Below are 12,840 nucleotides of genomic sequence, written 5' to 3' on the forward strand. Positions count from 1 at the left end.
TCGGGCAGGGGCTGAAGTGACGGTGAATGCATGCAGAATAGACTGCAATTTTTAAGCAATCAACTTAAAAGATGACCGCTCAAAATTTATGCACTCCTCCTGGTTGCGTTTATGACGTTGAAAGGCACGCTCACGCTTTCCCTTATGGGGGCGATGGATGCGGGTGAAATCTCTTTGTAATCGCTTCCACTTATTGGCATTTATTAGCGATCGTCTCGCTAAATATATTGAACTATCCGCCGATAGTTCGGAATTATCAACTTGTGTAAACGATTCCATTTATCCAGACTTGATCACGCTTTGTTTTTTCACACTGTGCTATTTTTCTTTAAGGCTCCCGACGCAGAGAAAAGGTTATCAGGACGCAACATGCAAAAATTTAATCCGGTCGATCACCCCCATCGCCGCTATAACCCGCTGGCTGACCAGTGGATTCTGGTTTCTCCCCACCGCGCTAAACGCCCCTGGCAGGGCGCGCAGGAGACGCCTTCTCAGCAGCAGTTCCCGTCCCACGATCCGGACTGCTTTCTTTGCCCGGGCAACACACGAGTAACGGGTGACAAAAACCCGGACTACACCAGCACCTGGGTATTCACCAATGACTATGCGGCACTGATGACCGACACCCCGGACGCGCCGGAAAGTGACGATATGCTGATGCGCTGTGAAAGCGCGCGCGGCACCAGCCGGGTGATCTGCTTTTCCCCGGATCACAGTAAAACCCTGCCGGAGCTGTCGCTTCCCGCTCTTGAGCAGATAGTCAGAACCTGGCAGGAGCAAACTGCCGATCTCGGTCAGCACTACCCCTGGGTGCAGGTGTTTGAAAATAAAGGCGCGGCGATGGGCTGCTCCAATCCGCACCCGCATGGGCAGATCTGGGCCAACAGTTTTCTGCCGAATGAAGCCAAACGCGAAGACGATCTTCAGCGCCGCTGGTATCAGCAGCACGGATCGTCCATGCTGGTGGATTACGCCGCCCGTGAACTGAAAGATGGCAGCCGCACCGTCGTGGAAACGGAACACTGGCTGGCCGTGGTGCCCTGGTGGGCCGCCTGGCCGTTTGAGACCCTGCTGCTGCCTAAAACGGCTGTTCGCCGTCTGGTGGATTTGACCGATGCGCAGCGTCAGGATCTGGCGCTGGCGCTGAAAAAACTGACCAGCCGCTATGACAATCTCTTCCAGTGCTCTTTCCCTTATTCAATGGGCTGGCACGGCGCGCCCTTCAACGGGGAAGCTAACGAACACTGGCAGCTGCACGCGCACTTTTATCCCCCGCTGCTGCGTTCCGCGACGGTGCGTAAATTTATGGTCGGCTACGAGATGCTGGCCGAAACCCAGCGCGATTTAACCGCGGAACAGGCTGCAGAGCGCCTGCGTTCCGTCAGTGATATCCATTTCCGCGAGACGGGAGCATAACCATGACGTTAAAAACCTCTGCCCAACAGATCTTCCAGGATAACTTCGGCTATGCGGCCGACCACTATATTCAGGCGCCGGGTCGCGTCAATCTGATTGGTGAACATACCGATTACAACGACGGTTTTGTCCTGCCCTGCGCCATCAATTATCAGACGGTGATTGCCTGCGCACGCCGCGATGACCGCCAGGTGCGGGTGACTGCCGCCGATTATGAAAATCAGCAGGACACTTTTTCACTGGATGAGCCGATCCTCAGCCACAGCGACTGGATGTGGGCGAACTACGTCCGGGGCGTGGTGAAACACCTCCAGCAGCGCCATAAAGATTTTGGCGGCGTGGATATGGTGATTACGGGTGATGTGCCGCAGGGTGCCGGCCTGAGCTCCTCCGCATCGCTGGAAGTGGCGGTCGGCACGGTGTTCCAGCAGCTCTGGCATCTGCCGCTCGACGGCGCAGCGATCGCGGTGAACGGCCAGGAAGCCGAGAATCAGTTTGTCGGCTGTAACTGCGGCATTATGGATCAGCTCATTTCCGCACTGGGTAAAAAAGATCATGCCCTGCTGCTGGACTGTCGCACGCTGGGAACGCGCCCGGTGCCGATGCCTGAAGACGTGGCGGTAGTGATTATTAACTCCAATTTCCGCCGCAGCCTGGTGGGCAGCGAGTACAATACCCGCCGCCAGCAGTGCGAAACAGGCGCACGCTTTTTCAGCCAGCCGTCGCTGCGGGACGTCGACCTTAATCAGTTTAACGCCGTGGAGCATGAGCTGGACCCGCAGGTGGCGAAACGCGTTCGTCACGTGCTGACTGAAAATGCCCGTACGCTGGAAGCCGCAGACGCGCTGGCGAAGGGCGATCTGGCGCGGATGGGCGAGCTAATGGCACAGTCACATGCCTCTATGCGCGATGATTTTGAAATTACCGTCCCGCCGATTGATGCGCTGGTAGAAATTGTCAAAGCGACCATTGGTGAACGCGGTGGAGTACGCATGACCGGCGGCGGTTTCGGCGGCTGCGTGGTGGCGCTGGTGCCGCTGGATCTGGTGGATGCCGTTCAGGCGGCGGTGGCGGAACAGTACGAGGCTAAATCCGGTATCAAAGAGACGTTCTACGTCTGTAAAGCGTCAGCAGGAGCCAGCCAATGCTGACAGAACCGCATTCTCATGCCCCCGACGGCCAGGCGTGGCGGATCACCCACCTGCGTAATGCGGGTGGCATGGTCACAACCTTCATGGACTGGGGCGCGACCTGGCTGTCAGCGCGCGTACCGATGAAGGATGGATCGGTGCGCGAAGCGCTACTCGGCTGCGCCACACCCTCAGACTACCCCAGCCAGACGGCCTATCTGGGCGCGACCGTAGGCCGCTATGCCAATCGCATCGCCAATGCGACCTTTGATGCTGGCGGCAGGACAGTGCAGCTCGCGGCAAATCAGGGTGCCCACCAGCTGCATGGCGGACCCAATGGCTTTAATAATCGCCGATGGCAGATCGTGCGCCAGGCTGAGCAGGAGGTTGAGTATCGCCTGGACTCACTAGCGGGCGATCAGGGCTATCCGGGACGGCTGCTGGCCTCCGTAATCTACCGTCTGGAGGATGATAATACGCTGACGATACGCTATCACGCGACGGTAGACGCCCCCTGCCCGGTGAATCTTACCAATCATGCCTATTTCAATCTGGACGCTCATCACGGCGATGCGCGTGAGCACCGGCTCCAGGTCAGCGCCGATCGTTACCTTCCGGTCAGCAGCGAAGGGATCCCCAATGCCGATCTGACGCCCGTCGCCAACACCAGCTTTGATTTCCGTCAGGCAAAAACGCTGGCGCAGGACTTTATGCAGGATGAGGATCAACGTGCAGTGAAGGGCTACGATCACGCCTTCCTGCTTAACGCGCGCGACGCGTCCACCCCTGCCGCGCAGCTCTGCTCTGCCGATGGGCAACTGATGCTAAGCGTATTTACCTCCGCTCCTGCCCTGCAGGTTTATAGCGGTAATTATCTGGCGGGAACGCCCGCACGTGAGCAGGGCGTCTACGCAGCGCATCAGGGTATTGCGCTGGAAAGCGAATTTTTACCCGATTCGCCGAATCACCCTGAATGGCCGCAGCCGGACTGCTGGATCAAGCCAGGTGAATCGTTTCAGTCTGTGACCCGCTACCGGCTGACGGCGGTTTGATTAAGCGCATGAAAACGTGCATCCTGAATGCTTCAGGCTTACGTGCCGTGAAGATTTCCGCTATGGTAGGTCACAATCAAATTGCCAGAGCAATTTGCAGTTTACCAATATCATAGAAACGTCAGATTAAGGAGTTGAGCTATGGCTGTAACTAAGCTGGTTCTGGTACGTCACGGCGAAAGCCAGTGGAACAACGAAAACCGCTTTACCGGATGGTACGATGTTGACCTGTCCGATAAAGGCCGTACCGAAGCCAAAGCAGCAGGTAAGTTATTAAAGAATGAAGGTTTTACCTTCGACTTTGCTTACACGTCCGTGCTGAAACGAGCCATCCACACCCTGTGGGCTATTCTCGACGAAGTTGATCAGGTCTGGCTGCCGGTTGAAAAATCATGGCGTCTGAATGAGCGTCACTACGGTGCGCTGCAGGGGCTGGACAAAGCTGAAACCGCGCAGAAATACGGTGACGACCAGGTGAAGCAGTGGCGCCGCGGCTTTGCCGTCACGCCACCGGAACTGGATCGCAGCGATGAACGCTTCCCGGGCCATGACCCGCGCTATGCGGGCCTGACTGCTGAGCAGCTGCCGACTACGGAAAGCCTGGCGCTGACCATCGATCGCGTGCTGCCCTACTGGAATGAGTCCATTCTGCCACGCATGAAAAAAGGCGAGAAAGTGATCATCGCCGCTCACGGTAACTCACTGCGCGCGCTGGTGAAATACCTGGATAACATGAGCGAAGAAGAGATCCTTGAGCTGAACATCCCAACCGGCGTACCGCTGGTGTATGAGTTTGACGAAAACTTCAAACCGATCAAACACTACTATCTGGGCGATGCTGACGAGATTGCCGCTAAGGCAGCTGCCGTGGCTAACCAGGGTAAAGCGAAGTAAGCTTTCTCCCTTCCCTTTTGGGAACAAAAAATCCGCCCCCGGGCGGATTTTTTTGTGCCTGTTTTCGGGAGCAACAGCGGCTGTCGCTCCCTTCCGCCGTCAGCCGCGACGGACTCTGACGGCCTCGGCCAGCTGGCGCAGCACCTTAGTGGTATCGTCCCAGCCAATGCAGGCGTCGGTCACGCTCTGGCCGTAGACCAGCGGCTCACCGCTCTCCAGGCTCTGGTTGCCCTCAACCAGATGGCTTTCAATCATCACGCCCATGATGGCCGCGTCGCCGCCCGCAATCTGCTGAGCAACGTCATGGGCAACGTCCATCTGCTTCTGATACTGCTTACTGCTGTTAGCGTGGCTAAAGTCGATCATCACCTGCGGGGTCAGCCCGGCCTGTTCCAGACCTCGCTTAACGATATCCACATGCTCAGCACTGTAGTTTGGCTCTTTGCCGCCGCGCAGGATGATATGGCAGTCAGCGTTCCCGCTGGTTTCGACAATGGCTGAGTGGCCGTATTTGGTAACCGACAGGAAGCAGTGCGGCGCGCTGGCCGCATTAATAGCGTCAATCGCCACTTTAATGGTGCCATCCGTACCGTTTTTGAACCCCACCGGGCAGGAGAGGCCGGAAGAGAGTTCGCGATGGACCTGCGATTCAGTGGTTCGGGCGCCGATTGCCCCCCAGCTCATCAGGTCAGCGACATACTGCGGGGTGATCATATCCAGAAACTCACCGGCGGTGGGTAAACCGGAATCATTGATTTCCACCAGCAGGTTACGGGCAATGCGCAGCCCGTCGTTGATCTGGAAGCTGCCATCCATGTGCGGATCGTTGATTAACCCCTTCCAGCCAACGGTGGTGCGCGGCTTCTCAAAATAGACGCGCATGACCACTTCCAGTGCATCACCCAGCTCTTCGCGCAGGCTGAGCAGGCGTCCGGCATACTCTTTTGCCGCCGCCGTATCATGGATGGAGCACGGCCCAATCACCACTAACAGGCGATCGTCCTCTTTTTTAAGGATAGCGTGAATGGCCTTGCGGGAGCGGGCTACGGTCTGTGCCGCCAACTCCGTGGCCGGAAACTTTTCGAGCAGAGCTACAGGGGGTAGAAGTTCCTTTATCTCTTTGATTCTTAAGTCATCATTCTGATAGTTCATAGTCTTTCCAGTATCGTAGTCGCAGTACTGCACACCTGGCGCATCCCGTCCAATTTATCGCGTGCACAGGTCGCTGTAAATCAAAGGAAAGAAATTCCTGATAAGGATATTTGCCGTTTTTCCATCCTTAACTACACTTTATTGTGCATACACTTAAAAAAAACGCATAAAGATCACCAGCTTCAGGCGGGCGAACGTTATGCGTCTGGGTATTGTTTACGATACTCAGCGTTAATTGGACTGCTTTTATGCCGACTTTTCGGCACTACACAAAATGAATGGGGCAAAATGATGAATAAGATCGCAATCGTACTTCTGGCAACCGCAATGACTTTCGGCAGCACCGCAGCAATGGCTGCAGGCAGCGGCGAAGGTAATTCCAACAACGCCGCCGCAGCGGGCGCGGTAGCCGGTGGCGCAAAAGATAACCTTGCACCTAACAATGTTGATAACAACAAAATCAACACCGGGAGCGAAACCACCACGCATCCGGTGAAAAAGCATCATAAAAAGGCCCAGCATCATAAAAAAATGACCGCTGACCAGATGGATAAAAACGCCCAGTGTAAAGACGGCAAATGCCCGGACATGAACAAAAAAGTGGGTCCAGGCGCGGATACTAAAACCGATGGCACCACCAACTAATTCGTGCTTATGACAAAAGGGGGCGCTGCATACTCCCTTTAGTTGGCCGACAAACCCCACTCTCAGGTGGGGTTTTTCTTTTTTTTGACGCGCTTACATCCAGGAAAAAAACCGCTGATTAAGCAGAAGCCGGAACCTCCACTTAACCCAAACAACCCTCGCGGACTACAACGGCTAAAAGCCTGGCCGCCGGATAGGACCGCGCTAAATTTATTGATATCATTAGCAGAAGTATTCTGACGGAACTGGAAATTTATGGCTCACACCCACACTGAAGACAAAGGCAACCAAAACCGCCTGCTTGCGGCGTTTATTGTCACTGCGGTATTTATGGTGGCAGAAATTGCGGGTGGCCTGCTTTCAGGCTCACTGGCGCTGCTGGCCGATGCCGGACATATGCTCACCGATACGGCAGCCCTGCTGATGGCTCTGCTCGCGGTGCATTTCGCCCGACGCAAGCCGAGCACGCGACACACGTTCGGCATGCTGCGTCTGACCACGCTGGCAGCCTTTGTTAATGCCATTGCCCTGCTGGTGATCACCGTACTGATCGTCTGGGAAGCCGTTCGCCGCTTTATGCATCCGGAGCCCATCGCCGGCGGCGTGATGCTGGTCATTGGCGTGGCCGGACTCTTCGCCAACCTGTTTTCTTTCTGGCTGCTGCATCACGGCAGCGAGGAAAAAAACCTTAACGTTCGGGCGGCTGCGCTGCACGTACTGGGCGATCTGCTCGGCTCGGTAGGCGCCGTCGCGGCTGCGCTGGTTATAATGTATACCGGCTGGACGCCAATCGATCCGCTGTTATCCATTCTGGTCTCCCTGCTGGTGGTGCGCAGCGCCTGGGCACTGCTGAAGGAGAGTCTTCATGAACTGCTGGAAGGTGCGCCGTCACGGCTGGATGTGGAAAAGCTGACGAAAATGCTGAAGCGTGGTATCCCCGAAGTCCGGAATGTTCATCATATTCACCTTTGGCAGGTGGGTGAAAAACCGGTCATGACGCTGCACGTGCAGGTTATCCCACCGCATGACCACGATGCGCTGCTGCACCGCATTCATGAATATCTGCATGAGCACTATCAGATAGCTCACGCCACGGTGCAGATGGAGTATCAACACTGCGAGGAGGCCGACTGCATGCTAAGCGCAGAGTCAGCCGGACACGCGCACCATCACCACTAGATTATAACGAGAGCGCCCGCTCCTCGCCCTGCTGCCGGGCGCTCCTTATCCACAGCCAGCTACCGTTAAGCGCAATCAGCGTCAGAATGACATATTCTACCGCCATCGCCCAGACGCCCTGCCGGGCAAAAATCATTACGCTTATTACGTTAATGACGACCCAAATCAGCCAGTTTTCGACGTATTTCCGCGTCATTAAAATCATCGCCACAATGGATAGCACCATCAGACAGGCGTCCCAGAATGGGAAGGCGTCCGGCTGCAGCGTCGGCTGCGTCACTGCCAACCCCATCGCCTGCATTGCTTCCACCGCAATGGCGGTCAGCCAGGCAAATACCGGATTGATATAGCGCGTCATCAGCGCGATGGCGACAATGCAGACCACCAGCCAGGCCAGCGCTTTAGGCAGTCCCATCCAGCGGATTTTTAGCGCCTGCTGATGATCCGCCGTCTGCCTGCTCCAGGCATACCAGCCGTAAATATTGGCTACCAGGAAAAAAAGCTGGAGCAACAGGCTGGCGTAGAGCTGGATCTGAAAGAAGATCACCGCGAACAGGGTGACGTTTATCAGACCAAACGCGTAGTTAATTATTTTTTCCTGACTGGCAAGCCAGATGCAGAGCAGTCCAGCCAGAGTGCCTGTGGCTTCAATCCACGAAAGATCGTAACCGCCTGCGCCGAGAGGAATGTGAACCAAAATATTATGCGTGCTCAAAAAATCCATATTGACACCTTTTGCTAAGCAGTAAGGAGGCCCGTTTATATTTTTTAACCCGTCGGGAAGGTTAACACAGGATTCAGCGGTATCAACGCTATCCACGATGGGTGCGCGCAGCGGCGGCAGGTGGCCCCCTCACCTGCCGCCGGATGAAGCGATTTCATCCTGTGCAGCGCCTGGATTTGGCATTCATCGTGGGCAATACAGGTTCCCTGCCAGCAGAAGCTATCGGCTCCGGCTTGCCTGGCGACGTACAGCCCGGGGCGGCGCTCCGGCACCTGTATTTCCCGATCGGTTCAGGTTCTGGCGGGAAGGACCAGGCCGTCTCGGGATCGAATATCAGGCTCATATCGCGACGCTCGTTTCTTCGGCTTAACCCATTCCACTTTATTAAGGCTTAAGCATGCGGAAATACGAAACTTTGTTTGATCCGCTAAACAAGATAGCCGAATTTGTTGCCTCTGTCGCCGGTTTTTTCATCTGTAATGAGTGGGGCCTGCTTCGTCTCTCGGTGAATATGGGTGGCCTCAAGGCGTAGCAGCAGCGCCTTGACCGCCAGCCCGCCGGCAAAACCCGTCAGTTTACCATCAGAACCTATCACGCGGTGACAGGCGGCGATGATGGAGATCGGGTTTTTTCCATTGGCCGCGCCGACTGCGCGCACCGCCGTCGGATGGCCGATCTGGTGCGCAATCTGCGCATAGCTACGGGTTTCACCAAAGGGGATTTCCAGTAGCGCCTGCCACACTTTTTTCTGAAAATCGGTGCCGATAAAATCGAGAGGCAGGTCAAAACGGCTACGCTTGCCCGAGAAATACTCGTTAAGCTGGCGCGCCGTCTCCAGCAGTATCGGATGCGTGGGATCCTCCTGGGGTGACATCTGCCGGACTCGCCTGGGATTTTCGTTCTCCCACAGTAACGCCGCCAGACCGGTATCGCTGGCGATTGCCGTCAGCTCCCCCACCGGTGAAGGTATCCTTTTAAAAAAGTAGTTCATCATACTCTCCCTGCGTCACGACTTGTGAAAACAATAACGCTTATTATCCTTAATCCTGAAGCGGCTGCCAGCCGTTTTCGGACAGGGAAATAAACAGGTTAGCCGTCCGAAAACCGCCAGTGATGAAAATGAGTTGTCGCTATCTTCGGTGTCAGGCGATCCCTCTGGACAGCCGGTTACCTGCATGCTGTTCCCTTAACCCGATGCGAGAAGGCAATTGAATGATTGATCCTACCCTGGCCTGGCGTGCGCTGACCTCGCGTGACGCCCGCTTTGACGGCGTGTTTTATGTTGGCGTCACCTCGACAGGAATTTATTGTCGGCCTGTCTGCCCGGTCAAGCCGCCCCACCTGCAAAACTGCCTGTTTTTTGACAGCGCCGAAGCCGCGGAAAAAGCCGCCTTTCGACCCTGCCTGCGCTGCCGCCCTGAGCTGGCGCCGGGTAATGCGCCGATCGATAACGGCCAGCGAATCGCTAATCTGCTTATCCAGCGTATTGAGGACGGCCAAATCGATGCGGCAGAAGGATTAGAGCAGACTGCCGCCCGGTTTGCGCTCAGCTCCCGTCAGCTACGGCGCATCATACATAAAGAACTCGGCGTCTCTTTCGTTGAGCTTCGGCAAACCCGACGTCTGCTGCTGGCAAAGCAGCTGCTGACCGAAACGGCACTGTCGATCACCGATATCGCCTATGCCAGCGGCTTCGCCAGCCTGCGGCGGTTTAACGAGGTGTTCAGCAGGCAGTATCGCATGCCGCCAGGGCGCCTGCGTAAAACAGTCCGTGAGACCGGGGCCGCTTCCCTCGGGGAAACCTCAACGCTGCTGATGAGCTATCGTCCACCCTACGACTGGGCGTCCCTCCTTGATTTCCTGCGCCTTCGCGCACTAAAAGGCATAGAGAGCGTGGATCAGGAGAGTTATGCCCGTACGGTGCGTCTGGGGCAATATACGGGCTGGGTGCGCCTGTTGCACGAGCCGCATAAAAACAGTTTGCGCCTGGAGTTTACCCATTCGCTGATACTGGTTCTGCCCATGCTGCTCCGGCGACTGAGAAATTTATTCGATCTGGACGCTCACCCCGATCGCATCTCAACGCACCTTAAACAATCCCCACTGCTGCGGGAAAGCCTGCAAAAAAACCCCGGACTCAGGCTTCCCGGCGCCTTTGATGGCTTTGAAACGCTGGTCAGAGCCATTCTCGGGCAGCAGATCACCGTTAAGGCCGCTACCACGCTCGGTGGGCGCTTTGCGGCAGCCTTTGGTGAACCGTTCGCCACGCCGCTGCCGGCGTTAACGCATCTGACGCCGCTGGCGGCAGATGTGGCACAGGTAAGCCTGGATGAGGTTGCCCGCCTGGGTATTATCAGCACACGCGCACGGACGATTATCGCCGCCGCTCAGGCCTGTGACAGCGGGGCGCTGACGTTTGATGCCGTAGCGCACCCGGAGCAAACTATTGCCGCGCTGACCGCCCTGCCAGGTATTGGTCACTGGACCGCACACTATATCGCCATGCGCGCACTACACTGGCCGGATGCTTTCGTCAAAGAGGATGGGGTCGTGAGGAAGAATCTGGGCGGCGTGAGCGCCCGGGAGGCGGAGAAGATTGCTGAAGCCTGGCGTCCCTGGCGCAGCTATGCCGTTATGCATATCTGGAAAAACCTGACGCCCTGAGCGTGCATTTCGTTGCAGGTTCCAACCCCGCACCAATGCAGAAAAGCAAAAAGGCGCCTTTAGGGCGCCTTTTGACATTGGTGGGTCGTGCAGGATTCGAACCTGCGACCAATTGATTAAAAGTCAACTGCTCTACCAACTGAGCTAACGACCCGCTGAAGCGGTGTAGTGCTGTGGCTATCTGAATCTGATAGTGGTGGGTCGTGCAGGATTCGAACCTGCGACCAATTGATTAAAAGTCAACTGCTCTACCAACTGAGCTAACGACCCGCTGAAGCGGTGTACTGCCTGTGACTATCTGATAGTGGTGGGTCGTGCAGGATTCGAACCTGCGACCAATTGATTAAAAGTCAACTGCTCTACCAACTGAGCTAACGACCCACTTTCGTGCTGTCAGAACGTTTTAACATATGTCCCGGCAACGGCGGCATATATTACTGATTTACCGATTCAGCGCAACCACTATTTTAAACCAACCCGTTCAACTGACTACCTTTCGCGCGTATGGACCAGAAATCACGCGATAACGGGTCAAAGCTTAACACTTACTGCGTGCCAGCCCGTTTTTGCGCATTTTTTGCCGCGTCACTGTTCGGGTAAAGTTTAACCACCTGCTGCCAGACGGCTTTCGCTTTTTCCGTGTCACCCTTCTCCTGCATGATCACGCCAACCTTGTAGAGTGCATCAGGACTTTTCGGCGATTTAGGGTATTTCTTGACCACGGTAGCGAAATAATAGGCCGCGTCGTCTTTCTTACCCTTGTTGTAATTCAACTGTCCCAGCCAGTAGTTCGCATTAGGCTGATAGGTGGAATCCGGGTATTTTTTTACAAATGCCTGAAAAGCAGTGATAGCCTGATCGTTCTGTTTTTTCTCCAGAACAAGGGCGACCGCCGCATTGTAATCGGTATTTGCATCTCCGCTTTGCACGCCAGCCGTAGCCGTGCCGCTGTTAGCGTTAGTCCCGCCTGCGGCGGCTGCGGTATCCTCACCCGATACGGTTGGCTGAGCCTGAGCACCTGTACCTGTACCTGTACCTGTACCTGTACCTGTACCTGCACCTGTACCTGCACCTGTACCTGCACTGCCAGCATTACTGCTAAGCGTATCAATCTGCTGATAAAGGTTTTTTTGACGCTCGGTGACCTGATTCAGCTGATACTGGTTTTCCTGAATCTGTCCACGGAGGGAATCGATATCGCGCTGGGTGTCGGAGAGCTGCTGCTGAAGCTGCTGAAGAAGTTGTCCCTGGGCATTCGAGATACGCTCAAGGGTGGTGACGCGGTCATCGACCGAGCCTGAGCCAACGTTACTGATTGACGCCTGGGCATTAGCGGCCCAGGGAGCCGCTACGCCAACCAGTAACGACAGACCCAACAGGTGAAGTCTGAAGTTACTAATCATGTGATTCTCTTAGTAGACCAGAACGGCACGACGGTTTTTGGCATAAGCCGCTTCGTCATGACCCAGCACCGCTGGCTTCTCTTTACCGTAGGAGACGATAGAGATCTGATCGGCAGAAACGCCTTTGCCCTGCAGGTACATTTTAACCGCAGTCGCACGACGCTCGCCCAGGGCGATGTTGTACTCTGGGGTTCCGCGCTCATCCGCATGACCTTCTACGGTCACTTTGTATGAAGGGTTGTTACGCAGGAAAGTCGCGTGCGCATCCAGCATCTGAGCGAAGTCAGACTGGATATCATACTTGTCCAGACCAAAGTAAACGATGTTGTTTTTCTGCAGCTCCTGCATCTGCAGGCGAGCCTGCTCGTCAGAAGACATGTTGCCGCCGCCATTCATGCCGCTGTTCATGCCGCTATTTGCACCATCGCCCATACCGCTGGTCTGGTCGTTGTTGTTGTTTTTGTGTGAGCTACAAGCAGCCACTGCGATTACTGGCAGTGCCAGCATTAAGCCTTTCAGCACTTTATTCAGTTGCATTTCTACAATCCTATTATTGTTTGCCATACATATTTACACATGCA

12 protein-coding genes and 3 tRNA genes are annotated in these 12,840 nt (G+C 55.5%); 7 read left to right on the forward strand and 8 right to left on the reverse strand.

Going from position 1 to position 12,840, the window contains the following annotated elements:
• The first annotated feature begins 369 nt into the window (after positions 1-369).
• The 4 genes from galT (at position 370) to gpmA (ending at position 4,492) form a co-directional block, all read left to right on the forward strand.
• Positions 370-1,416 (forward strand): galactose-1-phosphate uridylyltransferase, encoded by a 1,047-nt coding sequence (gene galT, locus ACLRGG_RS04860; protein ID WP_416248684.1) that lies wholly within the window; start codon positions 370-372, stop codon positions 1,414-1,416.
• A gap of 2 nt (positions 1,417-1,418) precedes the next feature.
• Entirely contained in the window at positions 1,419-2,567 is a 1,149-nt protein-coding gene (gene galK / locus ACLRGG_RS04865; protein ID WP_416248685.1) for a galactokinase, read from the forward strand.
• On the forward strand, positions 2,561-3,598 hold the full coding sequence (gene galM / locus ACLRGG_RS04870) for a galactose-1-epimerase (RefSeq protein WP_416248686.1): 1,038 nt from the start codon (positions 2,561-2,563) through the stop codon (positions 3,596-3,598). The genes galK and galM overlap by 7 nt, the downstream gene beginning before the upstream one ends.
• A 141-nt stretch (positions 3,599-3,739) precedes the next feature.
• Positions 3,740-4,492: a 2,3-diphosphoglycerate-dependent phosphoglycerate mutase gene (gpmA, locus tag ACLRGG_RS04875; RefSeq protein ID WP_416248687.1), complete on the forward strand. Its 753-nt coding sequence runs from the start codon at positions 3,740-3,742 to the stop codon at positions 4,490-4,492.
• A gap of 99 nt (positions 4,493-4,591) precedes the next feature.
• Here gpmA and aroG read toward each other — a convergent pair whose 3' ends face one another.
• On the reverse strand, positions 4,592-5,644 hold the full coding sequence (gene aroG, locus ACLRGG_RS04880; RefSeq protein WP_416248688.1) for a 3-deoxy-7-phosphoheptulonate synthase AroG: 1,053 nt from the start codon (positions 5,642-5,644) through the stop codon (positions 4,592-4,594).
• A 288-nt stretch (positions 5,645-5,932) separates the two neighbouring features.
• Here aroG and ACLRGG_RS04885 point away from each other — a divergent pair, with 288 nt between their 5' ends.
• Both ACLRGG_RS04885 and zitB read left to right on the forward strand, forming a co-directional pair.
• Entirely contained in the window at positions 5,933-6,289 is a 357-nt protein-coding gene (locus ACLRGG_RS04885; protein ID WP_067702442.1) for a protein YbgS, read from the forward strand.
• A 255-nt stretch (positions 6,290-6,544) separates the two neighbouring features.
• Positions 6,545-7,468: a CDF family zinc transporter ZitB gene (zitB, locus tag ACLRGG_RS04890; protein WP_416248689.1), complete on the forward strand. Its 924-nt coding sequence runs from the start codon at positions 6,545-6,547 to the stop codon at positions 7,466-7,468.
• Position 7,469: 1 nt separating this feature from the next.
• Here the strand turns inward: zitB and pnuC are convergent, their stop codons facing one another.
• Together pnuC and ACLRGG_RS04900 are read right to left on the reverse strand one after the other, a co-directional pair.
• A complete protein-coding gene (gene pnuC / locus ACLRGG_RS04895) occupies positions 7,470-8,192 on the reverse strand; it encodes a nicotinamide riboside transporter PnuC (protein WP_416248690.1) in 723 nt (240 codons plus the stop codon).
• Positions 8,193-8,619: 427 nt separating this feature from the next.
• The gene (locus ACLRGG_RS04900; RefSeq protein WP_416248691.1) at positions 8,620-9,183 is read right to left on the reverse strand and encodes a methylated-DNA--[protein]-cysteine S-methyltransferase; all 564 of its coding nucleotides are present in this window, start codon (positions 9,181-9,183) and stop codon (positions 8,620-8,622) included.
• A 221-nt stretch (positions 9,184-9,404) separates the two neighbouring features.
• Here ACLRGG_RS04900 and ACLRGG_RS04905 point away from each other — a divergent pair, with 221 nt between their 5' ends.
• Positions 9,405-10,856, forward strand: a complete 1,452-nt coding sequence (locus tag ACLRGG_RS04905) for an AlkA N-terminal domain-containing protein (protein WP_416248692.1) — start codon at positions 9,405-9,407, stop codon at positions 10,854-10,856.
• Between the two features lie 78 nt (positions 10,857-10,934).
• On the opposite strand, the gene ACLRGG_RS04910 is transcribed toward ACLRGG_RS04905, so the two are convergent.
• From ACLRGG_RS04910 to pal, 5 genes are all read right to left on the reverse strand, one after another.
• A tRNA-Lys gene (locus ACLRGG_RS04910) sits at positions 10,935-11,010 on the reverse strand.
• Positions 11,011-11,050: 40 nt separating this feature from the next.
• Positions 11,051-11,126 (reverse strand) — tRNA-Lys (locus ACLRGG_RS04915).
• Between the two features lie 35 nt (positions 11,127-11,161).
• A tRNA-Lys gene (locus tag ACLRGG_RS04920) sits at positions 11,162-11,237 on the reverse strand.
• Between the two features lie 164 nt (positions 11,238-11,401).
• Positions 11,402-12,259, reverse strand: a complete 858-nt coding sequence (cpoB, locus tag ACLRGG_RS04925; protein ID WP_416248693.1) for a cell division protein CpoB — start codon at positions 12,257-12,259, stop codon at positions 11,402-11,404.
• A 9-nt stretch (positions 12,260-12,268) separates the two neighbouring features.
• On the reverse strand, positions 12,269-12,796 hold the full coding sequence (gene pal, locus ACLRGG_RS04930; RefSeq protein ID WP_067702424.1) for a peptidoglycan-associated lipoprotein Pal: 528 nt from the start codon (positions 12,794-12,796) through the stop codon (positions 12,269-12,271).
• Positions 12,797-12,840 lie beyond the last annotated feature (44 nt).

This window comes from Erwinia sp. PPS120, assembly GCF_047918655.1.
GTDB lineage: Bacteria > Pseudomonadota > Gammaproteobacteria > Enterobacterales > Enterobacteriaceae > Erwinia > Erwinia tasmaniensis_A.